This window comes from Streptomyces sp. T12, assembly GCF_028736035.1.
Lineage (GTDB): Bacteria > Actinomycetota > Actinomycetes > Streptomycetales > Streptomycetaceae > Streptomyces.
Window position 1 is genome coordinate 4526394 of the sequence record NZ_CP117866.1, and the last position, 24569, is coordinate 4550962.

The 24569-nt window shown below is 69.0% G+C and carries 24 protein-coding genes and 2 pseudogenes; 13 read left to right on the forward strand and 13 right to left on the reverse strand.

Annotation, left to right across the window (positions count from 1 at the left end):
• Nucleotides 1-159: 159 nt before the first annotated feature.
• Nucleotides 160-1938: an IS481 family transposase gene (locus PBV52_RS20065; RefSeq protein ID WP_274249465.1), complete on the reverse strand. Its 1779-nt coding sequence runs from the start codon at nucleotides 1936-1938 to the stop codon at nucleotides 160-162.
• A gap of 441 nt (nucleotides 1939-2379) precedes the next feature.
• On the opposite strand from PBV52_RS20065, the gene PBV52_RS20070 reads away from it, so the two are divergent.
• A complete protein-coding gene (locus tag PBV52_RS20070; RefSeq protein ID WP_274239908.1) occupies nucleotides 2380-2973 on the forward strand; it encodes a hypothetical protein in 594 nt (197 codons plus the stop codon).
• 164 nt (nucleotides 2974-3137) lie between these two features.
• On the opposite strand, the gene PBV52_RS20075 is transcribed toward PBV52_RS20070, so the two are convergent.
• From PBV52_RS20075 to PBV52_RS20085, 3 genes are all read right to left on the reverse strand, one after another.
• Nucleotides 3138-3338, reverse strand: a complete 201-nt coding sequence (locus PBV52_RS20075) for a hypothetical protein (RefSeq protein WP_274239909.1) — start codon at nucleotides 3336-3338, stop codon at nucleotides 3138-3140.
• A 367-nt stretch (nucleotides 3339-3705) separates the two neighbouring features.
• Nucleotides 3706-4653, reverse strand: a complete 948-nt coding sequence (locus PBV52_RS20080; protein WP_274239910.1) for a CU044_5270 family protein — start codon at nucleotides 4651-4653, stop codon at nucleotides 3706-3708.
• A 1-nt stretch (nucleotide 4654) separates the two neighbouring features.
• Entirely contained in the window at nucleotides 4655-5248 is a 594-nt protein-coding gene (locus PBV52_RS20085) for an RNA polymerase sigma factor (protein ID WP_373921888.1), read from the reverse strand.
• Nucleotides 5249-6052: 804 nt separating this feature from the next.
• Between PBV52_RS20085 and PBV52_RS20090 the strand changes: the two genes are divergently transcribed.
• From PBV52_RS20090 to PBV52_RS51760, 6 genes and pseudogenes are all read left to right on the forward strand, one after another.
• A complete protein-coding gene (locus PBV52_RS20090) occupies nucleotides 6053-6541 on the forward strand; it encodes a hypothetical protein (RefSeq protein ID WP_274239913.1) in 489 nt (162 codons plus the stop codon).
• Between the two features lie 271 nt (nucleotides 6542-6812).
• Nucleotides 6813-7301, forward strand: coding sequence for a DUF6650 family protein (locus PBV52_RS20095; protein WP_274239915.1), 489 nt, complete (start codon nucleotides 6813-6815; stop codon nucleotides 7299-7301).
• Between the two features lie 204 nt (nucleotides 7302-7505).
• Nucleotides 7506-7730: a cold-shock protein gene (locus PBV52_RS20100; RefSeq protein WP_274239916.1), complete on the forward strand. Its 225-nt coding sequence runs from the start codon at nucleotides 7506-7508 to the stop codon at nucleotides 7728-7730.
• A gap of 195 nt (nucleotides 7731-7925) precedes the next feature.
• Nucleotides 7926-8297 carry a hypothetical protein gene (locus PBV52_RS20105; RefSeq protein ID WP_274239919.1) on the forward strand — a complete coding sequence of 124 codons (372 nt, stop codon included), beginning with the start codon at nucleotides 7926-7928 and terminating at the stop codon, nucleotides 8295-8297.
• A gap of 255 nt (nucleotides 8298-8552) precedes the next feature.
• A pseudogene (locus PBV52_RS51415) lies at nucleotides 8553-8743 on the forward strand (DNA-formamidopyrimidine glycosylase family protein); the annotation flags it as partial.
• A 135-nt stretch (nucleotides 8744-8878) separates the two neighbouring features.
• Nucleotides 8879-9145, forward strand: coding sequence for a hypothetical protein (locus tag PBV52_RS51760; RefSeq protein WP_346283463.1), 267 nt, complete (start codon nucleotides 8879-8881; stop codon nucleotides 9143-9145).
• Between the two features lie 99 nt (nucleotides 9146-9244).
• Here PBV52_RS51760 and PBV52_RS20115 read toward each other — a convergent pair whose 3' ends face one another.
• Complete coding sequence (locus tag PBV52_RS20115) at nucleotides 9245-9721, reverse strand: hypothetical protein (RefSeq protein WP_274239920.1); 477 nt, start codon at nucleotides 9719-9721, stop codon at nucleotides 9245-9247.
• Between the two features lie 94 nt (nucleotides 9722-9815).
• Here PBV52_RS20115 and PBV52_RS20120 point away from each other — a divergent pair, with 94 nt between their 5' ends.
• Nucleotides 9816-10862 (forward strand): LuxR C-terminal-related transcriptional regulator, encoded by a 1047-nt coding sequence (locus tag PBV52_RS20120; protein ID WP_274239923.1) that lies wholly within the window; start codon nucleotides 9816-9818, stop codon nucleotides 10860-10862.
• Nucleotides 10863-11011: 149 nt separating this feature from the next.
• On the opposite strand, the gene PBV52_RS20125 is transcribed toward PBV52_RS20120, so the two are convergent.
• Nucleotides 11012-12103 carry a transposase gene (locus PBV52_RS20125; RefSeq protein ID WP_274239925.1) on the reverse strand — a complete coding sequence of 364 codons (1092 nt, stop codon included), beginning with the start codon at nucleotides 12101-12103 and terminating at the stop codon, nucleotides 11012-11014.
• Nucleotides 12104-12786: 683 nt separating this feature from the next.
• Here PBV52_RS20125 and PBV52_RS20130 point away from each other — a divergent pair.
• The 3 genes and pseudogenes from PBV52_RS20130 to PBV52_RS20140 all read left to right on the forward strand — a co-directional run.
• Nucleotides 12787-13734, forward strand: a complete 948-nt coding sequence (locus tag PBV52_RS20130) for a hypothetical protein (RefSeq protein ID WP_274239927.1) — start codon at nucleotides 12787-12789, stop codon at nucleotides 13732-13734.
• Nucleotides 13735-14741: 1007 nt separating this feature from the next.
• The gene (locus PBV52_RS20135) at nucleotides 14742-15308 is read left to right on the forward strand and encodes a Uma2 family endonuclease (protein ID WP_274239928.1); all 567 of its coding nucleotides are present in this window, start codon (nucleotides 14742-14744) and stop codon (nucleotides 15306-15308) included.
• Between the two features lie 39 nt (nucleotides 15309-15347).
• Nucleotides 15348-15443, forward strand: a pseudogene (locus tag PBV52_RS20140) (DUF6126 family protein); the annotation flags it as partial.
• Nucleotides 15444-15465: 22 nt separating this feature from the next.
• On the opposite strand, the gene PBV52_RS20145 reads toward PBV52_RS20140, so the two are convergent.
• The 7 genes from PBV52_RS20145 to PBV52_RS20175 form a co-directional block, all read right to left on the reverse strand.
• Complete coding sequence (locus PBV52_RS20145) at nucleotides 15466-15804, reverse strand: metalloregulator ArsR/SmtB family transcription factor (RefSeq protein ID WP_274239930.1); 339 nt, start codon at nucleotides 15802-15804, stop codon at nucleotides 15466-15468.
• A 256-nt stretch (nucleotides 15805-16060) separates the two neighbouring features.
• Nucleotides 16061-16414, reverse strand: a complete 354-nt coding sequence (locus PBV52_RS20150; RefSeq protein WP_274239931.1) for a zinc ribbon domain-containing protein YjdM — start codon at nucleotides 16412-16414, stop codon at nucleotides 16061-16063.
• Between the two features lie 14 nt (nucleotides 16415-16428).
• Nucleotides 16429-16848: an STAS domain-containing protein gene (locus PBV52_RS20155; RefSeq protein WP_274239932.1), complete on the reverse strand. Its 420-nt coding sequence runs from the start codon at nucleotides 16846-16848 to the stop codon at nucleotides 16429-16431.
• A gap of 37 nt (nucleotides 16849-16885) precedes the next feature.
• Complete coding sequence (locus PBV52_RS20160; protein ID WP_274249467.1) at nucleotides 16886-17302, reverse strand: ATP-binding protein; 417 nt, start codon at nucleotides 17300-17302, stop codon at nucleotides 16886-16888.
• Nucleotides 17302-17607: a pyridoxamine 5'-phosphate oxidase family protein gene (locus PBV52_RS20165; protein WP_274239934.1), complete on the reverse strand. Its 306-nt coding sequence runs from the start codon at nucleotides 17605-17607 to the stop codon at nucleotides 17302-17304. Before PBV52_RS20165 ends, PBV52_RS20160 begins: the two co-directional genes overlap by 1 nt.
• On the reverse strand, nucleotides 17604-19328 hold the full coding sequence (locus PBV52_RS20170; RefSeq protein WP_274239935.1) for a SulP family inorganic anion transporter: 1725 nt from the start codon (nucleotides 19326-19328) through the stop codon (nucleotides 17604-17606). Before PBV52_RS20170 ends, PBV52_RS20165 begins: the two co-directional genes overlap by 4 nt.
• On the reverse strand, nucleotides 19325-19666 hold the full coding sequence (locus tag PBV52_RS20175; protein WP_274239936.1) for a metalloregulator ArsR/SmtB family transcription factor: 342 nt from the start codon (nucleotides 19664-19666) through the stop codon (nucleotides 19325-19327). The genes PBV52_RS20170 and PBV52_RS20175 overlap by 4 nt, the downstream gene beginning before the upstream one ends.
• Nucleotides 19667-19904: 238 nt before the next feature.
• Between PBV52_RS20175 and PBV52_RS20180 the strand changes: the two genes are divergently transcribed.
• Both PBV52_RS20180 and PBV52_RS20185 read left to right on the forward strand, forming a co-directional pair.
• On the forward strand, nucleotides 19905-22256 hold the full coding sequence (locus PBV52_RS20180; RefSeq protein ID WP_274239938.1) for a protein kinase: 2352 nt from the start codon (nucleotides 19905-19907) through the stop codon (nucleotides 22254-22256).
• A gap of 48 nt (nucleotides 22257-22304) precedes the next feature.
• Nucleotides 22305-24548, forward strand: coding sequence for a protein kinase (locus PBV52_RS20185; protein WP_274239939.1), 2244 nt, complete (start codon nucleotides 22305-22307; stop codon nucleotides 24546-24548).
• Nucleotides 24549-24569 lie beyond the last annotated feature (21 nt).

Sequence of the window (24569 nt, forward strand, 5' to 3'; positions counted from 1 at the left end):
GACCGTAGGGGCGCTGAATAGCGACCGCCGACCCAGATTGGGTCGGTGCCGTCAGGCGGCCAGGAGTCCGATCTCCATAGCCAGCTCCGACGCGCGCTGGCCTGTCGAGTCTCAGTTGATGGTTGACGGGTTGGCGTCGGGTGATGCTTGACGTCTGCCCTAGACGATCTTTCGGCGATTGTGTTCGCCGGAGTTGCGGACCACCACCTCCTTCCTGGTGACGCGGGGAACGGTGGTGATCAGCTCGGTTCCCTGGAAGATGCGGATGCTGGTCTCGTCCAGGTGGGCGGTGACAATCTGGCGGGCATGGCCGCGGCCGAGCTGGATGCGTTGTCCGGCGACCACGAAGCCGCCGGTGCTGCTGACGGTGCGCTCGGCGATCTGCTCGCCGGGCGGTGGCAGCAGCGGTGGAGGGCCGGCCGGACGGCCGCCCTGCAGACGACTGCAGGCCGACGGCGGCAGCGGGCTGGGCAGGGTGGCCTTGAGGACCCGCTGTTCGTCGAGGACCTGAAGGATCCGTCCGTCGAGCCGCAGGGTGACTCGTTGTCCGGCGAACGGCCAGCCGATGAGGACCTTGTCGCCGCCCAGGCCGACGTAGCCGACCGCGTTGACGGTGCGATCGACCTCCACCGCCTTCGGGGAGTCGTCGGCCGGGCCGGGATCATCGGGCCAGGGTCCGGCTGGACGGGCATCGCCGCTGGCCAGCAGGGCTTTGAGGTCCCGGCCGGACAGTTTCGAGGGCAGCGTCTTGTGCCGTGCCCCGCCGATCAGCACATGCAGCCGGTTCACGTCGATGCGCAACGTGACCGTGGTGCCGGCGAGGGCCGGACCGAACCAGATCTGCTGCCCGCGCAGGCTCAGATTCCCCGAAGCAGGAACCTGCCGCTCCACCTCGATCGCACCGATCTCGCCCTCGGCCAACGGCCAGGCCACCGGCGCCGGTTCAAGCGGCGGCGGATCCGGCGGAGCCGCAGGAGTGACCAGGTCGAGGCGGGCGGGCAGGACCACCGGCAACACGTCCTGCTCGGCCCGCGGCCGGGGGACGAACCGGCTCGCCGGGACGGCCATGTCCAGGGCCTGGTGCGGCCGCATCCGGTTGTAGTCCTCCAGCCAGGCATCCACCGCCGCCTGCGCGGCCGCGAGGTCTTCGAACGGGCCGCAGCCGTCGAGGAGTTCGCGTCTGAGTGTCTGGTGAAACCGCTCGATCTTCCCGGTGGTGGTCGGGGACTGCGGTCGGGTGAGCCGGTGGGTGATGCCGTTCTCCCGGCAGATCCGGTCGAACATCGTCTCCCCGGGCCGTCCGGAGCCGAACCGGGCGGTGAACTGCTTGCCGTTGTCCGTCAGCACCTCCTCAGGCACTCCGAACCGGATCAGCGCTTCCCCGAAGGCCCGACAGACCGCGCGGGCGGTGGCCCGCTCGACCACCTTGGCGATCACCATGAACCGTGAGTGGTCGTCGATCCCGGTGACCATCTTGCACTCGCCGCCGCCCGCGAGCAGGATGCCGCCGACAATGTCCATCTGCCACAGTTCCATCGCCGCAGACCGTTCCCACCTGCGGTAATCCGACCGGCGCCGCTTGCGGACCCCGGGCTCGACCAGGCCGTTGCGGACCAGGACCCGGTAGATGGTCGCCCTGGAGGGGACCGGTGTGATGCCCCTGCGGTCCAGCTCGTGCACCAGGCGGCGCGGACCCCAGGTGGGATGCCGGCGCCGCAGCTCACACACCACCGCCTCCACCTCCCCGGCGATCCGGTGCGGACACGAGACCGGACGGTGCGAACGGTCCACCAGGCCCGGCAGGCCCGACCGCTCGTACTTGCGTACCCAGGCATGCACCGACTGTCTCGACACCCCATACCTGGCCGCGACTTGAGTGACCGGAACCCCCGCGGCAACCTCCATCACCGCGTGATACCGCTGCTCGACCACGCTCAACTCCACCAGCACGGCCCCGACCCTCCCCATGCGCCATATCCAGGCGCACAGCCAAGCCGAGGCAAGCGGTGTCAAGCATCAGGTGAGGCCACAGCGTCAAGCATCAACCGAGACAAGACAAGCCCCACGCGAACGACTGAGTTACAACTTTCTCTACTGGTTCAAGCCCCGGCTGCGCTCCGCTCCGCCGGGCGCGCTTCCCGGCTCTGGCTGCGCCCGCGCTCCTGCCTTCGGCCCGCTCGGCGCTGCCGCCGCCGACGCGCGCCCACATGTGGATAGGGCCCGTGGCCATGAGTCGATCACCGCATAGCACGGCAACGCTCAAAGCAGTGCCTCCGGCGGGGGCGCTCAGGAATGGTGGTGGGTGAGGGGTGGAGTGGGCAGGTGCCTCGAAGTGAAAATACGACGCACCACCCACTAGTGGCCCATAGCATGCCGCTCATGACAGCAGAGGAAGTCAGTAGAGAGCGCAATCCTCTTCTTGAGGCGGTAGGCCGCGTAACACTCGCGGGTGCTCGCCTCGACAGCGCACTGCGTGGCCTGCTTGGCTCCCTCGCGCCTGAGCCCACACTGATCAGTTACGCCAACGCCGAGGGAACTGACCGGCTTATTGACCTTTGCAAGCTGGCACTTGAGATCAGAAAGGTTCCGGCGGAGGACGAGGCCGCGGTAAAGGACTGCCTGACCAGAGCACGCGCTCTGAAGGATCAGCGCAATCGGGTCGTGCACTCGCTCTTCGCGCCCGAGGAGGAGGGAGATGGGTTTGCGGCGATGAAGCCGCTCAAGAAGTCCATCGGCCTCTCCGTCTCGAAGATGACCATCGCCAGCATGGAAAAGACGGCTGATGAGATCGAGGATCTCCTTGCAGATCTCTTCCGTGCGGGCTGGAACGCCCGTTCCCACGTGACGGGGATGCCCAGGATGCCGAACCCGGCTCCCGGCGAAGCGCCCTCGAAGGTGCAGTACGGAGCATTTGGGCATGGCCCCTTGCGGTTCCCGACTAACCCAACTGCCGAGTCGCCCCGTGACGTCTGACACCAACGGCTGACACCAACAACGCTGTACGGAGCCGGACTGATACGGCTCTCGGCGGCCGTTAGATCGCCTCAGAGCTGGGCGATGTCTGGGTGACAGGGGCTTCGTGATCGACCTGATAAGGATGAGGCCGCGAGGTCAAAGTTGACCCCGGGGCGGCACTCTCAGTCGGTAAGCCCCTGCTTGTGCAGGGCAGCGCTGGCCCGGAAGCGGATCCGGCCGCAACGATCACGATCTTCGTCCGATGCTTCTGGGCCGCAGCAGCAATGTCTTGCCAGCCAGCGAAGGTCATCGGGAGCGAGCCAGAAGGCGATCCGCCCCATCTCTTGCTCACTCTGCGGGTCAGTCGGGTCAACAGCAGCCATGGCCACAGAGGTTATCCGTGCCCCTTTCGTGCCCGCCCGGCCGGGGAACCACAGGGAACACCGGGCGACAGCGGTGCCAGGACATGCCAACGGCCCCTGACCGATCCAGCAGGTCAGGGGCCGTTCACGTGCGGTGGGTGTGGGATTTGAACCCACGGTGACATCGCTGCCACGACGGTTTTCAAGATCGCTGGCGGCTTGATTCCCGGTCACAACGAACCAAGTCAGAGCGCTTCCTTGGACGGAGTAACAGGCTCTCCCGACTTCCGTACTACAGGCAAGACACTCCAGGCGGTGTTGCGCCCCGGTACGGCCTTGGGCTCGGTCGGCGGGCGGGGCGGCCTGTGGGCCGCCCCGCCCGGCCGGTTTAGGGCTTCTCGCCGTCCCGGTCGACGAGGGACTGGGTCGTCTTCATCTCGCAGAATGTGACCTCGCCCTTCTTGCGCGAGGGCCCAGCCGACGAGCCGTCCTCATACTTCTCCTCGTAGTCGCGCACCGCGACCGACTGGTTCCCCTGGTACTGGAAGGTGTCGGGGTCGAGGAGGTACTCCCGGCGCTGAACGGCCTTGCTGCCCAGGTCCGGGTATATGGCGATGGCGTCATGCCCCATGGGGTCCTTCACCAGGTGCGGGACCACCTCGATCCCGGGGTCCGCGGCCAGGGCCCGGTACAGCTTGGCCATCCCCTGCGGATGCACGGGATAGGCCTCGTCGAGGATCGCCAGGAGCGCGAAGGTCTCGCGCTGCTCACCCGTCAAGCCGGTGTCCTTGCCCATGGGGAACATGTCCGCCGCCTGCTTCCGGATCTCGGCGGGGTCGTCCGGCAGCGAGGCGAGCAGGCGATACAGCCGCCGCTGCGAGGGCTCGTTGTCGCCGTCCTTGTCGTCCTCCCTCACGGGGCTGTCGTACTGGACCCACTCCTCGCTCACCTCGGGCTTGGCATCGGGCGCCGCGTCCGACGCTCCGTGCTGGCACTGCGCGGTCTTCAGGTAGACCCACTGGCCGTCGCGCGGATGCAGATCCGGCTGCTGCGACACCACTTCCGCCGCCTGCTCCAGGAGTGCCGTTGCGGACGTCAGGTCGGGGCTGGCAGGCTGCACGCCGCGCTCGGGTCCATCGCCACCGACGAGCATGGTCACCAGCACCGCGATGGTGATCACCGTCGTGGCGACCCCCGCAGCCGTCACGCGCCAGTCCAGCCGCATCCTGCGGGCAGAGCCCTGCTGCGCTGCTCCCAGCAGCTTCTGGCGGCCGGGAGCCAGCCGCACCCGGTCCGGCGTCGGCGCATCGGCGCGCAGCTCGTGCATCTTGGTCATGTCATCCATGGGTTACCGCCCCGTTGTGGTCGCTTACGAGGGTGGGGTCGGCGCCGAGCGCCGTACGCATCTTGCGCCGCGCTCGGTTCAGCCGGGAGCGGACCGTGCCGACCGGCACCCCGAGGGCGTCGGCACACTCCTGGTAAGTGAAGTCCGCCCAGGCGACCAGCAGCAGCACATGCCGGTCCTTCCCGGGCAAGGCCGCGATCGCCCCGGCCAGCGCCTGCTGCGAGGCCTCGGCCGTCACCCGCTCGTCGGCCCGTTCCGACCAGGACTCGGCCACCGGGTCGACGCCGGTACGGGCCAGCGCCCGCAGCGCCCGCACTTCGGAGCGGCGGTGGTTGCCGATGAGGTTGCCGGCGATGCCGTAGAGCCACGGCCGGGCACTGGCGCGCGCGACGTCGTAGCGGGCGCGGTTGCGGAAGGCGGTGAGGAAGGTCTGCGCCGTGATGTCGTCGGCGTGACTGTCGCCCAGTCGGCGCATCACATACCGGTGGATCTCGGCGGCGTGTCTGTCGTAAAGCCTGGCGAATATCTCCGGCCGCTCCAGGGATTCCTGGATGACCAACGCGTCGTCGGTGGGTGGATCCCCCACGAGGCCCTCGCTTCTTCGTGCAATAGGAGTGGAGTGCATTCCACCCCCTGTTGTCCGAAGCGGCCAGGAGGGTTCACGCGCAGGTATTGAACCGCTCGCACGGAGATGCGCCAGTTCGTGTGCCCGGACAGCCCACCAGCTCTCGCCGCCAGAATCCGGACAGCGGCGCTCCACTCTGGAGGCTTGGGACATGGTCATGCTCAGAAGTACTCACCCCGCACCAACACCAGGACCTACCGAGAGGGGCGGGCACTCTGGATGGAGACACGACAACGTCGCAGGTCACCATGGTCCTTGGATTGAGAGCACTCAAGCACAGACCGACAGCGTGGCTGAGGTCGCCGGGGTACAGCAAGGCACACGCGCGCCTTGTCGATTGGCACGCCCGCCGTCGTGGCTGACTGTCCTCGGGTGCGGCACATGGCAAATCTCGCAGCGGACCGCCCAGCAGATGTCAGCCCACGTCACCCGGTTCGAACGGGCTGGCACCCTCCACAGCGGGCCTGTGCTGCGGGTCTAAAGCGCGCCGGCCGACGCAGGCAGAATGATCGTAGGACAGCCGTCAGCACCCCCGCACCGGTGTTTCCCGCACCACAAGGGCAACGAGGCTGAGTGTGTAACTGCGTGACAACGCCGACGAACACCGGCGGACTTCGGCGTACGTCAGCGGACCATCAGCGCAGCTCAGAGCCACATCAGTCCAAGGCAGCACCCCCCGCCGAAGTTGCTTCGGGACGAAGAGGTCATTGCCCCACGACAGCAATCGGTTGGCCAGTCCGTCTCGTCGCCCTCCACGATGGGCGCATGGACCGGTTGCGGCACAGCGCTTGGCAGTACGTGGCGGAGACACTCCCTCCCGAGGAACTCCCGATGCTCGCTGCGCATTCGCTTGCCGACGGACGTGATTCCCCTGCCCTGCGCGAGCTGGCCGGACTCCCGCGCCGCAGCGACCCGGTTGAGATCCGACAACTGTATGTGCTGGCCCTGGGCGAACTCGGCATACCTCTTCCCGACGAGGAGACGGCCGGCCGTTGTCTCCTGGTGAGCCTCGCGTTCGGCCTCGCGAAAGGCGAGCTGAGCCCCAAGAACGTAGCCGATCGGCTGTCGATGACAGTCGCGGCCCGAACCCGGGAGGAGACACGGTTCCTCTCCGCCGCAGCGGACTACAGCGAATGGATCGGACCCGACGAGCTCCTCAGATGGGAGAACGACCTCACTACCGCGGCCCATGCGTTGGCCGCCGCCACTGACCTCGGCCCCGATGTCGACGAGCCGGGTGCGCTGCCCGACTGACCAACCAGTGGCGAGCCAAGTCGCCGACGCAGCTGGCCACGCAGGCAGGGGCCCGTCTCAGTTTCCGTTTCATTCAGCGGCGTTCAAGGCCGTTCAAACAAGACCGAGTGCGGTCGCCGCCCCGACTGCCAACCGCCCATGAACGCAGGTGAACGCCCCTGCACCCGACCCTCTGCCCCACCACCACAGTTGGAAAGAGTGCGCGTAGCACTTCAAGCCATGCCACCTGTTTCAAGCCCAGCCGCTCGCGGGCTTACCTAGGATGCCGAGCGTGAAGATTCTGGAGGTCATGCGACGAATCAAAGGCTTCAGCACGCCGCTCGGCGGAGTTGACTGGGACCTGCCGCTTCCCCAGCGGGCCATGGCCAAGAAGGTTGTCGTCTACCTGGAGGACCGCAGAGTCCTCACAATGCCGCGTGCCGTCATTCACGCAGTCGAGGAGCCAGACCACTGCGTCGCATCGGTGCTCCAGATCAGGGAGACGTTGACCCAGATCTTGATGGAGCCTGACACTGGGGACGACCTGGCAGAGAACCTCAAGGCCATGCGAGCCGCTTGCCGGCGGTTTCTGGACGCCGCGGGTCCCAACCACTCGGGACATGTTCGCGGACGCATTGAGAGCGCCACATTCGGTGCGGCGCTTGGTGAGCTACGCGCGGTTTTCGGGATTCAGCTAGGCGTCATCGCTGCCCGCTACAAGCTTGAGCTATCGGAGGAGCTGGCGGACATCCTTCCCGCCTCTGACATCGACGACGAGTAGGTGTCCGGCGACGTCCCCACGTGCACCACTACCGCACCAGATGCGACGGGGAACAGCGGGGAACCACGGTGAAAGAGACTCGCCCCGGAGTGGTCACACCTCAGCCGTTCGCCCAGGTCAGTGCCCGAACCAGCCGCAAATGCTCGCAGCTTCCCAAGCTGAGGTCCCCGATACGTCGGCAGCCGGCACTCGTATAGTCACCGCATGGTGACTGCGACTGTCCGTGAGTGGCACGACGAGGAAGGGTGGGGGGTACTCGACTCTCCCGAGACACCCGGCGGTTGTTGGGGCCACTACTCCGACATCCAGACGAAGGGCTTCCATACGCTGTCGCCGGGGCAACGCGTAGATCTCCAATGGGAAGCCCCTGGCTTCAAGCAAGACGGCTACGTCTACCGGGCAGTGAACATAGTGCCTCGGCCAGCCTGACATCCTAAAGCGGGTGTCGCAGGTTCGATTCTGCCGGGGGCACAGTGTCTGACCAGCGCGTTTACCTCTCTCGGGTAGGCGCGCTGTTCGTCGTAGCCGTGGCATTGGCCGCCAGTAGGTTCCACAGCATGGCGAACACCAAGCTCAAGCCCGTTCGGAGAGTCCGCGTCCAACGGATCCGGCTACCAGGCCAGCGTGGCCTTCTTGCTCGACCGGCTCGGTGTCGCCGAGCTCGACGAGACGTCGTATGAGCGGGCCGAAGGCATCATGCGCAACTACCTCAAGCCGACCTTCGGCACGCTGAAGGCCGGCAAGCTCACGGCCGAGATACTGGAACTCTTCTGCGCCCGTCTCCGCCAGTGCCAGGAACAGTGGGAAGGCCACCCGCAACGGCAAGACCGACCCGACGACCGCGCAGAAGCACGTCTGCCAAGCGCTCGCTGCGAACAGCATCCACAAGATCTATTTCATCCTGCGGCCGGCACTCAACCGCCGCCTCCCCGGCGGGCCGCTGCCGTTCTCGGCCGCAGTGATCAGGGCACCGGCGGGACTGCAGCGGACGCATGACGGAACGCCGGCCCGTCCTCCACGTCGACGGGACCGTGCAGATGAACGCGGGGCCGGTGGAGTTCAAGAGGCGCTGAGCCGACGACGAGAGGACGAGAGGACGAGAGAAGCTCCTCAAATGGGGGGGGGACACATGTGAAGGTGTACGGCATCCTCCTGCGGAAGGCCGTCCTTCATGCCTGAGCTGCCCGACGTCGAGGTTTCCGGAGGGTGTCCGAGTCCTGTGCGAAGGACCGGGTCGTCCGACGCGTCGACGTGCGCCACGCGGGCGTCCTGCACGGGGTGAGCGCCCGGCAACTGAGCGACGTGTTGGAGGGCCGGCGATTCACCAAGGCGGACCGGCGCGGCAAGTGGCTCCTGGCCCACACCGGCGGCCCCACCTGCACTTCGGTATGACCGGCCGCCTGTTCTTCGCTCACCCCGACGAACCGGCCGAGCCCCACGACCGCGTCCTGTTCACCGTGGGCGCCGACCGCCGGCTCCGCTACCGGGACCAGCGCAAGCTCCGGGGCCTGTGGCTGGCCGACGACGACTCCGATGTCGTACGGCTGCTGGAAAGCCAGGGACCGGACGCGCTGGCGATGGACCGCGAGGAGTTCGAGGCCGCGCTCTCCGCACGCCGCGGCAGCATCAAGACCGTCCTCACCAACCAGTCCGTCGTAGCCCGACTGGGCAACCTGCTCGCCGACGAGATCCTCTGGCGCGCGAAGGTACGCCCCAGCACCCACTCGAAACCCACTCGAACGACCTCACCGAGGCCGACCGCCGCCGCCTCTACACCCAGATGCGCCGCACCCTGCACTCCGCGATCCCCACCGGTCGCGTCCCACTCCGCCACTCCTGGCTGACCGGCCACCGCGACAACCCGTCCCCGCACTGCCCCCGCTGCGGTGAGCCGCTACGCCGCTCCCGCCTGGGGGCCGTACGACGGTGTGGTGCGTGAGGTGTCAGTAGTACCAGCAGTAGGGGCTGGCCTCCGGGTCCGGGCAGAAGGAGATCCAGGCCGTGTTGTAGCCGGGTGCCCCCACGGTCAGGCGAGGTGGGTCGGCGGAGTTGAAGTGAGAACCCGGATCGGGCGTGGCGATGAAGGTGACAGTCGTTCCGACCGGGAAGCTCGCGGAGCACGTGCCGGTCTGGCCCGGGCGCCCTTCTTCGCTCTCATACGGGTTCAGAAACGCCACCACATGACAGTTGATCCCGGCCGGCTGGCTGGTGACGGTTCCGCCGCCAAAGCTGTCGTCGATCCACACGACCACCTGACCCTGCTGGGTCTGGGCCCCGACCGGGGCGGCGGTGCTGAGCGCGGCCGTGGCGGCGAGCGCGGTCGCGACCAGGACCTTACGCCAGGGGGTGCCGGCTCCGAGCCTGCGTCGAGGTGTCGCGACGGGGTCGGCCGTCGCAGGGAGATTTGGTTTGCTGCTCATCGGTTGCTCCTGGGTCCGGTCCCTCCATCCTGGACGGCGGCCCGGGGCGCGGCCCATCCCAGAAATGTGGGGAATTGCGTCGTACGCTCGAAACATGGCGGTTCCTATCGCCTACGCGCGGTCGCACGAGCGTGTCGTCCGCCTCTGCGAGGCCGGTGGCGACTCCCGGAGCCTGCGTGTGCGGCTCCTCGACGAGCTGCGGACGGCCACCGGCTTCGACGCGTACGCCTTCCTTCTCACCGACCCCGAGACCGCCGTGGGCTGCTCACCGGTCGCCGACGTGCCGTGCCTGCCGGAACTGCCCAAGATGACCCGCCTGAAATACCTGACCGCGCTCGACCGCTGGACGGCACTCGACGGCGTCGCTCTGCTGAGCGATCTCCCCGACCCCTCCCGCAACCTGCTGTGGCGCGAACTGCTGCGGGACTACGGCGTGCGGGACATCGCCTCGCTGGTGTTCAAGGACCGCTTCGGCTGCTGGGGCTTCCTCGACCTGTACCGCTGCGACCGGGCCTTCAGCGCCGCGGAAGCCGCGTACCTGGCCCGTCTCACCGCCCCGGTGTCCACGGCGCTGCGCCGCATCCAGGCGGGGACCTTCGTCGTACGACCGTCCCACGCCCCGCGCCCGGGTCCGCTGGTGCTGCTGCTCTCCCCCGACCTGCTGGTGCTGGCCCAGACCCCGGAGACCTACGCCTGTCTGAGCCTGCTGGTGCCGCCCGAGCACGGCCGCCCGGCGGTGCCCGCGAGCGCCTACAACGTCGCGGCCCAGCTGCTGGCTCTCGAGGCGGGAGTCGATGCGCACCCGCCGCGCTCCCGGGTTCACCTGGCGGACGGCCTGTGGCTGACCCTGAGCGCCGCGCGGATCGGCGACGCGGCTCCGCAGGCCCGGCGGCGGGCCATCGCCGTCACCATCGAGGAGACCTCACCGACCGAGCGGCTCGCGGTGTTCGCCAGGGCTTTCGCCCTGAGCCCCCGCGAGGGCGACCTGCTCAGTCACCTGGCCAGGGGCGGCGACAACCACACGGTGGCCTGCCGGATGTCCCTCTCCGAGCTCACCGTGCAGGACCACCTCAAATCGATCTTCGCCAAGACCTCGACCAACACCCGGGGAATGCTCCTCGCACGCGCCCTCGGAGCGTGAGCCCTCACCTCCTGGAGGGCGTCATGTCCGTTTCTGGTGGATACCTCGTCCAGACTGGGTGAGGAAGCCTTGGCGGGTGAGGCCTCCGTGGCGGCTGGCGGCTGGGCGGCTGCGGCTGCGGGTGACGTTCAGTTGACATCCTCCCCCTCTTAAAAGAGGGGGATTCCAACCCAGTTGGGCTGAGGTTCACGGACACTCAACCGCGGTGTGGGCGGTGTTGTCCCTCCGGCACCGGCTGTTCGCCGGGGGCGGGGAATCCCGCCCTGTCCTGCCGCGACGTTGGTTGCTGCGTTGGTGTCCGCGTTGCAGGTGAAGCCGCAGGAGCAACAGACGAACTCGGCTTGGCTCTCGCGCGAGTTCTTCTCGATCCATCCGCAGGCACTGCACCGCAGACTCGTGTACGGGGCGGGCACGTCTTCGACGCGTCCGGGGGCCTTGTGCTCGGTGCGCTGACGCAGGAGACCCCAGCCCTGGGCGAGGATGCTCCGGTTCAGGCCCCGCTTCTGCGCGACGTTCTTGCCCGGCTCGGCGACCGTGCCCTTGGCCGACCGGGTCATGTTCTTGATGTTCAGCTTCTCGAACCGCACCAGGTCGTACGACCGGGCGAGCATGGTGCTGGTCTTCTCGCACCAGTCTTTGCGGCGGTTCGCCTCGCGGGCCTTGAGCCGGGCGACCTTCGCGTACTCGGCACTCTTCCGCTCGCTGCTCTTCGGGGCGCGGGCTGCGCGCCGCTGGTGCTTGCGGATCTGGGCGCGTTCCCGGGTGGTGAGCTGGGGGCAGTCCAGGGTGCGGCCGTCGGAGAGGGCGGCGGTGATGGTCACGCCCCGGTCGATGCCGATGACCGCACCCGTGCCGGGTGCCCCGGTCGGATCGGGGATGACGGCGAACGCCACATGCCACTGCCTGTTGCGGAAGGTGACCCGGAACGTCTTCGCGTCGGGCAGCTTCGCGCCCTTGCCCTTCACACTGAGACGGAAGCGGACCCAGCCGCAGCCGGGCACCCTCACCTGAGCCCACCGCCGGTTCAGCTTCTGCACCACGACGGACCGGCCCATGACCTGCTTGCCGGTCTTCGTGTTCAGCTTCGCCGAGCCGTCCTCGTCGCACTCGGGCACACGGGCGGTGCCGACGACACGGAAGCCCTCGTGCTTGAACTTCTTGCGCCAGGTCGGCTCACCGAACCCGGAGGTGAAGCGGGCGTTCTTGGCCTTGGCGAAGTCCTTGAGCGCCTGCTGCTGCACGTCGGCGTTCCCGGCGGCCAGCCACTCGTTGCCGCGTCCCTGAACTCATGGCTGATCTCCGTAGTGCGCCGCGCCGCCGAGTCGGGCGGTACGCCGGATCGCCCCGGCGGCGATCCAGCTACCCCTGCCCCGCTACGCGGGAACGGGCATTCACCCCGGTCCTGAAGTACCGGGCACCCTGCCCGGAAAGACCGGTGGAGAGGGTGGGGCGCCGACCGCCGAGCGGCCGACGGTCGGACACCATCTTCGGCGGCATCCCGGTACGACTTCTGTGCCGGCTCCGTGGACCTGACGCGACCGGCCCCGGTCGAGCCCCAGGGCGGCGCTGTAGGGGGTTGAGCGCAGGCCCGGCGAGATCCCCGTACGACTCGTCGTTCAGGGACGGCAGCAGCCGATGGTCCTGTGTGGTCGCAGTGGTGGTGTCTCCGCTGCTGACGGTCGCAGCCCGTGGCCTGCTACGACATCACGCGGCGAACCTCAGTAACCGAACAGCGCAGGTACGTACTCCAGCGTGAACACGTAGCGAGCATCTCCGCTTGATCGTTACGCCGCGTCCCCTGCGGGATGCCGGACGGCCTTCTTCACGTCCATCTCGACGCAGACCCGGTCCGCGCAACGCGGGCGGTCGATCCCGCGTCTGGCAGGGAGAACAGCCAGGAACCACCCCCTGAACGGAGTGCTCGGTGCTCATAGGACTCCTGACCGCCGTTGCGGCCTCGATCTGTTACGGCACGGGCTCCGTCCTCCAGGCCGTCGGCTCCCGCAAGTCGGCCCGCCGCGAGGCGGCCGCCGCCGGGCACACCACCGGACAGGTCACCACGCATGGTGGCCCCAGTCTCTCCTCCACCGCCCAGGCCGCGATGACCTGGGAGTTCGTCGTCGGCACGGTCCTGGACTTCGTCGGCTTCGGACTCGGCGCGCTCGCCGCCCGCCTGCTGCCGCTGTTCCTCTCCCAGACGGTCATCAGCGCCAACCTCATCATCACGGCCGTCCTGAGCGTCAAGCTGCTCGGCATCCGGCTGACCCGGGCGGAGTGGACCTCGATCGCAGTCGTCTGCTCGGCGCTGGTGCTGCTCGCGAGCGCGGCGGGCCCTGAGGGCAGCGGGCACACGCCGATCACCACCCACTGGTGGCTCCTCACGATCTCACTGCTACTGATGGCGGGCGGCACGGTCCTGGTCCGGCGGCTCGGCTCCCGGGCCGCGATCCTGGCCGGTCTGCTCTCCGGTCTCGGCTTCGGCGCGCTCGGCGTGGGCGTGCGAGTGCTGAACGGGATCGATCCGTTCGACCTGGCCACGCTGCTCACCGACCCGGCCCTGTACGCCATTCTGGTCGCCGGAATCGGCGGCATGTACCTGCACACCGTCGCGCTGCAGATCGGCTCGGTGAACGGGGCGACGGCGGCGCTGGTGGTCGGCGAGACCGTGCTGCCCGGCATGATCGGCGTCTGGTGGCTGGGGGACGCCTCACGCCCCGGCTTCGCCTGGCTGGCGGTGACCGGCTTCGTCCTGGCGGTCTCGGGCGCGGTCGCGGTGGCCTGGTTCGGCGCGCCGGAGAACGCCGGGAAGGACGTCCCGGCCCCGACCGACACCCCCACCCAGAACCCGGCGCTTGCCCAAAACCGAGCCTAGTAGCGTCGGGGACTGGCGCGGTGGCTGCCGCTCCGTGTCCAGTCCCCGCCGCTTCGAACCGTACGTGCGGTTCTCCCGCATACGGCTTTCCGGCATCGTTCACCGGCTGGCATGTCTGTCGCCCTGCGCACGGCGTTGTCACGTTGTTGGGTATGTGATCGTCCGAGAGGGCGTTAAGCCCCTTCCCTCCCGGTTCGTGATCACTCGTTCGTGGTACTGATCGAGCCGATGATCACGGCCTGGAAACAGGACCGTGTGGGGCGGTCGGCGACGGGAGACCCGGGAACCTGTGATCTCCGGGAGGTCGTGAGCGCGATCTTCTACCGAACCGGACGGGCTGTCAGTGGCGCTATCAGCACGACCAGTCGATGCCCACAAGGCAGTGCCGCGCAGAACGGGTTCAGCAGATGCCGACGTTTCCGCAGGCGGGGCGGGCACGGGCGAAGTACGCGGCGGGCACCGCTCCCCCTCGGCGCCTGGGCCTGGACCGCCTCGGCCACCACCGGCGGCCACCGTCTGTTGATCACAGATATGCCCAAGCTCCTGTATTGCACCCTCCAGGCCTGAGCTCGACGTTTCCGCAGGTCACAGCACCGTCCGGGGAAACTCCCAAAGCGGGTGTCGCAGGTTCGAATCCTGCCGGGGGCGCAACGCATTACCGCTCTGACCTGGGATTTATCCCTCAGGGAGGGCTCCCACCCGGCCTCGGACTCCTCGTCCGGGGCCGTTTTGCGTGAGCGACGGGTACCGCTCACCGGCCAGACCGGCGAGGGTGGCGCCCCGCCGTTCGGCCAGGGCAGCCTGCACCGTCTCAGTGGTGCCACTCGTCTGTTCCGATCCCCCGGTGACGAGTCCAACGCGCCGGTGTCTCACTCGTCGTGGGCTCGCTCGTCGGATGCCGGCCGACAGGGAGGGGACGTGAGCGAGATCAGCATGCCGGGCGGACGGCAGACAGTACGCTCGATCCAGCGGGATCGGGCCGCGGCACAGTGTCCGGGAGGTGCTTCATGACGGCCGAGATGATGGCCCCGGCGTGGATGCATGAGCAGATCACGGCGCAGGAGTACGACTCCTGGTCCGAGGAACAGTGCGCCGGCATCGAGATCGTGGACGGGATGGTCGTCGTGAGCCCCAGTGCGTCCAAGCGGCTCAACCGTCTGGCCCGGATTCTGGCGAACGCCCTGGATGCCGCCGCGGGCCCGGAGTGGAACGCCGACACCGGCTTCGACGTCCGGCTTCAGGACGTCCCTCTCACCAATCGCCGCCCCGACGTCGTCGTGTACCAGGCAGACACCATCGACATCACCCCAACCCGCCCCGAGCACGTGCTGCTGGTCGCGGAGGTGGTGTCGCCAGGCTCGGAGACCACCGACCGGATCGTGAAGGTCGACCAGTACGCCAAGGCAGGCATCGCCTTCTACTGGCGCATCGAGCAGGCCGCGACAGGCGTTCCTCTCGTCTACACCTACGTTCTCGACCCCGCGACAAGGACCTACCGGAACGGAGACGTGTTCACCGGCGTCCTCAAGGCAGTGGCCCCCTTCCCAGTGGAGATCGACCTCGGCCAGATCTGACCAGGCGCTGCTCGGCAGCCAACCGCGCGTGAGCGATGCGTGAGCGACGCGAAGAAGGACGGGGACGCCGAGAGCCAGAAGGAGCGTGGCGTCGCGCTGCGCACCTTCTTCTACATCTTCGGCACCCACCGGATCGCAGGCTTCGTGAGGGCCGTGGCTACGACGGCGGCCTTTCCTCGCCCTGCGCGGCCTGCAGGTCGGCCTGCCCGGCGAGCACCCCGGACAGGATCGTCCGTGCGACCCGCAGAAGCTCCGCGACCTGCGAACTGGTCAGCGAGTAGTACACGGTCGAACCCTCCTTGCGGGTCTTGACCAGATTCGCCCGCCGCAGCACAGCGAGCTGCTGGGACAGATGTGCGGGCTCGATGCCCACCTCGGGCAACATCTCCGCCACCGCGTGCTCACGCTCACTCAGCAGCTCCAGGACGCGGATACGGACCGGGTGGCCGAGAGTCTTGAAGAACTCGGCCTTCAGTTGGTACAGCGGCGTACTCATCGTGCCGGCCCCTCCCCGACGCAACGGCACGTCCCCACCGGTCGGAGCTCGGCGCATCGCATCCACCCTCCCCCACCCTTCGGGCGGGGGGACCCCCACCTCGCTTCGCTCGTCAAGAACATGCGGCCCATCCTCGCCTGCGGCGCCGGCTACGCCGAACCCGGATGCGAGGATCCAAGCCGCTCGAATCAGAGGCCATGCGCCTGTGAAACCGCCCGGGACGTCGTCCCGGGCGGCCGGCACGGCGAGGGCCGGGTCAGACCTTCTTCACCACGCTGGACTTGAGCTGCATGGCGCCGAACCCGTCGACCTTGCAGTCGATGTCGTGGCCGTCCACGCCGTCGACCAGGCGGATGTTGCGCACTTTGGTGCCCGCCTTGATGCCGGTCGGGTTGCCCTTGACCTTCAGCGTCTTGACCACCGTCACGGTGTCACCGTCGGCGAGCACGTTGCCGACCGCGTCCTTGATCACCTTGCTGCCGGAGGTGCCGTCCGCGGACGCCTCGGACGGTGACCACTCGTGCCCGCACTCGGGGCAGACAAGGAGCGCACCCATCTCGTAGGTGTAGGCGCTGGAGCATTCAGGGCAGGGGGGAAGGTTTTCACTCATGGCACGTGGGTCTTTCAGTCAGTGAGCGGATACGTGGGTCGGGTGGGCCAGCCGTCGGTGCGCCACGCCTGCTGTGCCTCTTGGGGAGGTGACATGTGCCGGGCGTGGGTGGCGAGGGCGGTGGCCAGGTCGCAGTGGACGGGGATGTCCGGGCAGTCGCCGGGCGGGACCAGGGAGCCGTCGGCGGGGATGGCGGCCAGTTCCAGGCTCCGGCCGGCCTGGGCGAGGCGGCGTGCGGCCTCGGTGATCGCCAGCTGGCCCTCTGCGGACCAGCCGCGCAGCTCGCTCAGGTCGAGGACCACCGGTCCGGTGCCGCGGGCGACGGCCCAGCCGACGGCGCCGCCAAAGCGGCGGACCGCATCCGGGCCGAGGTAGCCGGCGACGGAGAGGATGCCGAAGTCGTCCTCGACGGTGTAGCGCCACTCGATGGTCATGACGGTGAACTTCCTTGCGTGTACGGCCCCGTTGAGGTCAGAGGGGGAGAGTTATCCAGATGCTCTTGCCGTCGGCGTCGCCGTGCACGGCCACGGTGCCGCCGAGTTGCCGGGTGAGCTCCATGACCGTGCCGAGACCGCCACTGGTGCCGGTTGCGGCTTGGTGCAGCGGCGGTTGGTGGGGGTGGCGGTCGTGGACGGCGAAGGCCAGATGGCTTCCGCTCGCCGCATACATGACCATGATCTGTGGGGACAGTTCGGCGGCGTGCCGGACACTGTTGGTCACCAGCTCGCTGAGGATCAGCAGCGCCGCGTCCACGACGGGCCGGTGCAGATCTATCTCCCACTCGACCAGTGCCTGTTCGGCGGTCTCGCGGGCGAGGCGGACGGCGGACGGCTCGTTGGGCAGGGTGAGCACGTGCCGGTACGGAAGGGCGTCGAGGACGGGGGCCATCATGTCTCCACGCGGGTGAGGCGGAAGCCGGTGACGCTCTGGGGGTGCAGGCACAGCAGGGTGTCGTCGCTGAGCACATCGGCGGGGCCGTGGACGGTGACCGTCCAGCCCGTGCCGTGCACCGCGCGGATCTCTTCCACGTCGTACGTCACCGTGGCCGGGACCGCCGCCGCCTGGACTGGGGCCCGGACGATCAGTCGGCCGTACTCCCACACATGCCGGGCCGGCCGTACGACGGTCAGCTCCCGCTGCTGGTACACCGGCCGTCCCGGGCTGCTGCCTTCCAGCAGCCACAGAGTGCTCATCGGACGGCTTCCTCGCTGGAGGTTCGGGGCTTCTGGGCGGGAACGGCGGTCCAGACTCCGGCCGTCTCCAGATGTTCGCGAGCGGCCCGGATCGCCTCGGGGGTGGTGGCGTAGTCCCGGCCGTCGTGCCGCAGCAGTTCCAGCGCACCGACGGAGTCCAGGACCTGGCGCTGGCCGGAGCGAATCCCCGAGGCCAGGACGAGGATGCCGCGCCGCGCCAGCTTCTCCACCGCGTCCTTGAGGACCAGCGCGCCGGTGGCGTCCATGGTCGACACCCGCGACAAGCGCAGGATGACGACCCGTACGTCGGCCACCTCGGTCAGCTCCAGCAGGAAGCGGTGCGCGGCGGCGAAGAAGAGGGGGCCGTCGATGCGGTAGGCCACGATGTGCTCGGCGAGGAGGGCGTGTTCCTCGGCGCTGTGGTCGCCCCGGTCGAGCGGCACCTGGTCGAATCGGGCCTGCTTGGCCACGGCGCGCAGAGCGAGGGCCCCCGCGACGACCAAGCCGATGATCACCGCGTACACGAGGTCCAGTGCCAGGGTCGCGACCGCGGTAAGGACGAGGATCAGCGCATCCGAGCGGGTGGCCTTGGCCATCGCCCGAAGCGAGCCGACCTCGACCATGCGGACCGCGGTGGCCAGCAGCACGCCGGCGAGGGCAGCGAGCGGGATCTTGGAAACGAGGGGCGCCGCGGCGAAGACGATCACAGCGAGGATCGCGGCGTGGGCCAGGGCGGCCAGCCGGGAGCCGGCGCCCGTGCGGACGTTGACCGCGGTCCGGGCGATCGCGCCGGTCGCGGGCACCCCGCCGAACAGCGGGGCCGCGATATTGGCCAACCCCTGACCGAACAGCTCGCGATCGGGGTCGTGCTTCTGCCCCACCGTCATGCCGTCCGCCACCGAGGCGGACAGCAGGGACTCCAGGGCCGCAAGCGCCGCCACGGCCACGGCCGGGGCAAGCAGGGTGCCGAGCGAACCGACGTCCAGGAAGCCGAGCGAGGGCGCGGGCAGCCCGGACGGAAGATCCCCGATCGGCTGCGCCGCGTCCAAGGGCGCGACCTGGGCGACGACCGTGGCTCCGATGACCGCGAGGATCGAGAACGGGACGGTCGGCCGCCAGCGAGCGCCGACCAGCATGACCGCGGCCACCGCGGTCGCGAAGCCGACCGCGGTCCAGTTCGGGTCCTTCGCGAACTCCTCGACAGCCCGCCAGGTCACCACCAGCACACGGTCGCCCTCGGGCTTGGGCACGCCGAGCGCGTTCGGGATCTGCTGCAGTCCGATCACGCAGGCGATGCCGAGGGTGAAGCCCTCCACCACGGGTGCGGGCACGTACTGCATGTACTTGCCGGCCCGCAGCGCGGCCAGCGCCACGAGCATGACGCCCGCCATCAGCCCGACGGTCAGTACGCCGGTCGGACCGTACTCGCCGACGATCGGCACCAGCACCACGGTCATGGCCCCGGTGGGCCCGGACACCTGGAGGTTGGATCCGCCGAACAGCGCGGCGAGCGCGCCGGCGACCACGGCGGTCGCCAGCCCGGCCTCGGCACCGAGACCGGAGGAGACGCCGAAGCCGAGCGCCAGCGGCAGGGCCACGATCGCCACGGTCACTCCGGCGAGCAGGTCCCGCCGGGGGTCGCGCCGTGTGTCCGCCAGGTCGGTGCGGGTGGGTAGCAGTGCGGTGAGCCGGGCCGTTGCCCGGCCAATGGCCGAGGTCATCGCCCGGTGACCTCGGCTTCCCGCAGCTCGGCCAGCAGTTCGCCCTGTCCGGCAAGCATCTCGGTCAGGATCCGGCGCGCGGCCCTCATCAGGTCCGCGACGTCCCCGCCCGCCAACTGGTAGACAACGGTCGAGCCCTCCCGGGTCGAGGTGACGATCCCGGAACGGCGCAGCACCGCCAGCTGCTGGGACAGGCCGGAGGGCTCCACCTCGGTTGCGGCCAGCAGGTCCCGCACCGGCATCGGCCCGTCCTGCAGCAGCTCCAGAACCCGTATCCGCACGGGATGCCCCAGCATCCGGAAGAACTCGGCCTTGGCCTGGTACAGCGGAACGGACACAACCCCTCGGCTTCCCCTACGAACCCCACCACTGGGGCGGACACAAAGGCCGTGCCCACGACTACCGGATAGCGAACACAGCCAACCCAGCATCTAGCCAATTGCGAAATTTTGCAATTCCGCATGAGCGATTGGCAGATCTGTGCGAGCGGATCAGGCCTGGTCCGTGTGTGGTTGCCGTGCTGGAATGGGCAGCCGGAGATCGTAGGCATGGGACGAGTCACGGGGGACGTGCCGAGTGCTGGATCACGTGCGGGAGGGCGCTCCGCAGTTCGTGGGGCGGTACCGGGTGGTGGCGAGCCTCGGCTCGGGCGGTATGGGGGAGGTCTTCCTCGCGGTCGCACCGGGCACGGGTGAGTTGGTCGCAGTCAAGGTCGTACGGCGAGATGCCGCGCCCGATGCTGAGTTCCGGGCGCGGTTCCGGCGGGAGATCGCCGCGGTGCGGGCGGTGGAGAGCCGGTTCACCGTGCGGCTGCTGGGCAGTGACGCGGACGGGCCGGTTCCATGGCTGGCCACCGAGTACGTGCGGGGGCCATCCCTGGAGCGAGCGGTGCGCGAATGTGGCCCGCTGCCGGTGCCTGTCGTGCGCCGGCTCGGGCTCGACCTGGTGCGGGCGCTGCGCGTCATTCACCACGCGCAGGTGCTGCACCGGGATCTGAAGCCCGGCAATGTGCTGCTGGCGACGGACGGTCCGAAGGTCATCGACTTCGGCATCGCGCGGGCCTTCGGGGCGTCGACGATGACGGCGACGGGGGCGATGGTGGGCTCTCCGGGATTCATGTCACCGGAGCATGTCGCGGGCGCCGGTCACGTCGTCGCGGCCTCGGACATCTTCTGCCTGGGAGCGTCGCTGTGTTTCGCGGCGACCGGTAAGGGCCCCTTCGGGGACGGTCCGATGGCCGCTGTGCTGTACCGGATCTCCCAGGTCGAGCACGATCTGCGGGACGTGCCGAGCCAGTTGCGGGATCTCGTCGCGGCCTGTCTGCACCAGGACCCGGCAGCGCGGCCGGACACACGTGAGCTGGAGCGTCTGCTCGACGACGGCGGCGCGCCGACCGGTGGGCCCACTCCCTGGCCGGAGCCCGTACAGGCACTGATCGGTGTATGCGAGCGCCAGGCGGCTGCCTTCCGACAGCCGGTGCCCACGATGCCGGGTGTTTCCCCGCTGCACAGCGCCCCGACCGTGACCGCTCGCCCCTCGGCCGATGTGCGGCGACCGCGTAAGCGCCGCTATGTCATAGCGGGGGTTGGCACGATCGCTGTGGGGATGCTCGCTGTCGGCGTATATCTGCTGTCAGGCTTGGCGCAGCGGGGCGCGGAGGAGGCCGACGGCAACTCCGGCTCCGGCGATGGCAGCAGCGGGTCCGTGCGGGTCAGGCAGACGGCGGTCGACGAATTCGGCGGCCCGGACCGCGGCAGGGTCTTCCCACAGTTGTCGTCACAGCGTCCCGAGGGCTGGCGGGAGTGGTCGACGAAGCTGTCGGGCAAGCCCGTGAACTGCACCTTGGGGGACGGGGTCCTGGTGTGCCGTCTGATGGACGACGGCAGCCTGCAGGCCCTGTCGCCCGCCGATGGACGACAGTTGTGGCGGGCGCGGCTGATGCACCCGGCTTACCCGCCGGGGTACAGCGCGGGGCACGGGTTGTACATCCCGGGCGACGGCAGCAACCCCGTGGTCGATGGTGATGCCGTGCTGTCCACCGAGGAAGGGAAACTGCGGGCCCGCGCGGTCAGTAGCGGGGAACTGCGCTGGGAGAAGGACCTTCCGCAGGGCGGGCTCGGGCAGCCGCAGGGCAAGATGCTGGCCGCGGACGGCCGGGTCTTCTTCACGCTGCGGAACGGGGATGGGATCGAGGTATTCGCCTACGACGCCGGCAGCGGGCGCAGTCTGTGGTCGCTGCCGATCTCCACACGTGACGTACCCGAAGCGGCCTACTACAACGGCCTGTTCAGCGTCGTCGCGTACGACGGCGGACTGGTCTACGTCAACGGCGACGGCGGGCTGCTGGCCTTGGACGCCGCGACCGGCGAGGAGAAGGCCGTCCCCCAGGAGGGCACGGACTGCCCGGACGGCCGTGTGCGGGGCGGCGAGGTCTACTGCCCCGACGGCGAGGGCGGTTTCCGGCTCCTGTCGGCAACCACGCTGGAACCCGTGGCGCGCAAGATTCCGCTGCCGGCCGCGTACAGGTCGGGCGAGTCGCCGGAGACCAACTCCGTTGGCGCGGTCAGTGGGGACGACCTGCTGATCAACGACCAGGTCCGCGACCGCGTCGTGCGGCTCGGACACACCGACGCCCACTCCAAGTCCGGTGAGGGGCGAGGGACCGGGCCGTTGAAGGACCTCTACACCTCGCCCCCGGTCTTCGTCGGCGACACCGCGGTCGTGGCGGACAACGCCTCATTGCACGTGCTCCCCACCACAGGAGAGGCGCGGACGGTGCCGGTCGAGGAAGCTCCCGGCATCCGGACGAAGCCGGTGGTCACCGTGGATGTCACCCGAGCCGTGTGGGCGCCCGAAGTCCTGGCAGCGGGCGGGGTCGTGTACGTCGCGTACCACGACGGAACCGTCAGCTCCCTGAAGCTGTCGTGACGCACTGACAGGTACGCACAAGGCAAGGCAGCGAGGGAAGGTACAAGGATGCTGCGACCGCTCGACGCCGGTCACTGTCACGGACATGCACCACGCTGGATCGGCCCGTACCGGTTGCTCGCCGAACTGGGCTCCGGCGGCATGGGCACGGTCTATCTGGGACGGCGCGACGATGTGCCGGAGCGGCCGCTGGCCGCGGTCAAGACCGTGCGCGACGACCTCGTACTCGACCGGGAGTTTCGCCTGCGGTTCCGTCGTGAGGCCGAGGCCGCCCGCCGGGTCCGCAGCCCCTGGACCACTGCGCTGACCGACGCCGACCCGGACTCCGACACCGGCCCGCCGTGGTTGGCTACGGAGTACGTCGCCGGACCACCGCTCAACGAGGCGGTGGCCCGGTGCGGTCCGCTGGCCGTTCCGGTCGTACGGGCTCTGGGAGCCGACCTGGCCCGTGCGCTGCGGGCGGTGCACGGTGCCCGGATCCTGCACCGCGACCTGAAGCCGGCCAACGTGCTGCTGTCCGCCGCAGGCCCCAAGGTGATCGACTTCGGCATCGCCCACGCCTTCGACGCCACTGTGCTCACCGAAGTGGGCGTGGTGGTCGGCTCGCCCGGTTTCATGTCGCCCGAGCACATCACCGGGCACACGGCGCTCACCACCGCCTCCGACGTCTTCTGCCTCGGTACGGTGCTGTGCTTCGCCGCCACCGGCCTCGGACCGTTCGACGACGGCGAACCCGCCGCGGTCCTGCACCGGATCGCCCAGGGCCAGGCCGACCTGGAACGGGTGCCGACGGAGTTGCGAGCGGTGGTCGAGGCGTGTCTGCGGCCCGATCCGGCTCGGCGGCCGACGCCAAGCGAGTTGGTCCACCTCCTCGACGACGGCCCACCACCCCGCCCCGGACCTCAATCCCGTGTGGGGAAGCGGCCGTTCCGCTGGCCGCCGATCGTCAAAGAACTGATCGCGGAGTACGAGGTGGAGATCAGGCGATACGACACCGCGGCCCTCGATCTGCCGCCACCGCCACCTCAGGCCCCACTGTCCTCGCCTGTGCCGACCGACAGCCGGGAGCCTCGCCGCTGGGGACCGCGCATCGCCGCGGTCGTGGCGACCGTGGCGGCGGCGGGCGCACTGGTGGCACTGCTGCCCCCGCTCGTGTCCGACAGCGGAGGCGGGTCGGGCCGGGTTGCCTCGGCCTCACCGTCAGCCACCGCAACCACAGCCCAGAACCGGCTGCCCCCTGCGATCACCGGAGAAACCATCGAGTTCACCGCCGACGCCCTCAGCCCCAGGAACCGCCCCTCCGGCTGGCGCCCCTGGCTCGCCAAGTTCTCCGGCGCCCCCGCCAACTGTGCCCTGGCCCAGGACCGCCTGCTGTGCACTGTCGTTGTCGGCACCCCCGATCAGCCTGCCTACCGGCTGGAGGCCCTCGACGCGGCCGGCGGTGCACGGAAGTGGCGTCACGACTATCGCAACGGCACCCAGCTTGCCTTCACACCGGCCATCGTGGGCGACCGCGTGTACACCGCTGACGGAGATGGCAACGGTGTGGCGGTGCTGCGACTCTCCGACGGCAAGGCAGTCGACAAGTGGCAGGGCGACCCCGGCTACGAACCGGTCAAGGCGCTGGCGGACGGCAACGTCGTCTACGTCTCCTACATGGGGTCCGCAGGAGCGGACAGCTCGAGCGACATGCTGTTCCGCGCCTACCGGGCCGAGAACGGGGAGAAACTGTGGGAGTTCGTCAGGCACGGCGCTTTCCCGCAGGACATGAAGATCGCCGGTGACCGGCTCGTGGCCCCCGGCGAGTCCGGCAGCTTTTCCGCTGATACCGCGCAGGGCCGGGCTGTTGACGGAGTTTCCCACTGCATGCCGCTCCTTCCGCACCGGGACGAGGTGCTGTGCTCAGGCGAGGTCCTGGACGCCCGGACCCTCGGGAAGAAGTCCTCCCTACCGATGGACACGGTTCTCGCCGTCGGCGACGAGGACAGGGCTGTCGGGCTCATGGGCGAGGCGCTCGTCGGCGCTGACGTCTCGACGGGCAAGCAGCTCTGGTCCGTTCCGTACGACGGCGAATCCCAGGAGTTGACCGTGCTGCTGTCGGGAGAGCGCTTCCTCACCATCGCGGCAGATGGCGTCACGACCCGCGCCATAGACAGCGGCGACGTGATCGACGGACCACAGGCATACCGAGGCTGGCCAGACAGTAGAGGCACACCACAGGCTCTGCTCGGCGGCGGAGTCGTTTACCTGGCCTTTGATGACGGCACGGTCCTCACCGGCCACGCGCCATAGGAAAGCCGTAACCAGCCAGGA

Bases quoted from the DNA above. Each gene is read 5' to 3' on its own strand.
- PBV52_RS20070 (WP_274239908.1), top strand. From the start codon at position 2,380: ATGACAGCAGAGGAAGTCAGTAGAGAGCGCAATCCTCTTCTTGAGGCG.
- PBV52_RS20115 (WP_274239920.1), bottom strand. From the start codon at position 9,721: ATGAGCAGCAAACCAAATCTCCCTGCGACGGCCGACCCCGTCGCGACA.
- PBV52_RS20080 (WP_274239910.1), bottom strand. From the start codon at position 4,653: ATGACCAAGATGCACGAGCTGCGCGCCGATGCGCCGACGCCGGACCGG.
- PBV52_RS20150 (WP_274239931.1), bottom strand. From the start codon at position 16,414: ATGAGTGAAAACCTTCCCCCCTGCCCTGAATGCTCCAGCGCCTACACC.
- PBV52_RS20145 (WP_274239930.1), bottom strand. From the start codon at position 15,804: ATGAGTACGCCGCTGTACCAACTGAAGGCCGAGTTCTTCAAGACTCTC.
- PBV52_RS20170 (WP_274239935.1), bottom strand. From the start codon at position 19,328: ATGACCTCGGCCATTGGCCGGGCAACGGCCCGGCTCACCGCACTGCTA.
- PBV52_RS20160 (WP_274249467.1), bottom strand. From the start codon at position 17,302: ATGGCCCCCGTCCTCGACGCCCTTCCGTACCGGCACGTGCTCACCCTG.
- PBV52_RS20135 (WP_274239928.1), top strand. From the start codon at position 14,742: ATGACGGCCGAGATGATGGCCCCGGCGTGGATGCATGAGCAGATCACG.
- PBV52_RS20090 (WP_274239913.1), top strand. From the start codon at position 6,053: ATGGACCGGTTGCGGCACAGCGCTTGGCAGTACGTGGCGGAGACACTC.
- PBV52_RS20100 (WP_274239916.1), top strand. From the start codon at position 7,506: ATGGTGACTGCGACTGTCCGTGAGTGGCACGACGAGGAAGGGTGGGGG.
- PBV52_RS20075 (WP_274239909.1), bottom strand. From the start codon at position 3,338: ATGGCTGCTGTTGACCCGACTGACCCGCAGAGTGAGCAAGAGATGGGG.
- PBV52_RS20165 (WP_274239934.1), bottom strand. From the start codon at position 17,607: ATGAGCACTCTGTGGCTGCTGGAAGGCAGCAGCCCGGGACGGCCGGTG.
- PBV52_RS20120 (WP_274239923.1), top strand. From the start codon at position 9,816: ATGGCGGTTCCTATCGCCTACGCGCGGTCGCACGAGCGTGTCGTCCGC.
- PBV52_RS51760 (WP_346283463.1), top strand. From the start codon at position 8,879: ATGGACCGCGAGGAGTTCGAGGCCGCGCTCTCCGCACGCCGCGGCAGC.
- PBV52_RS20185 (WP_274239939.1), top strand. From the start codon at position 22,305: ATGCTGCGACCGCTCGACGCCGGTCACTGTCACGGACATGCACCACGC.
- PBV52_RS20155 (WP_274239932.1), bottom strand. From the start codon at position 16,848: ATGACCATCGAGTGGCGCTACACCGTCGAGGACGACTTCGGCATCCTC.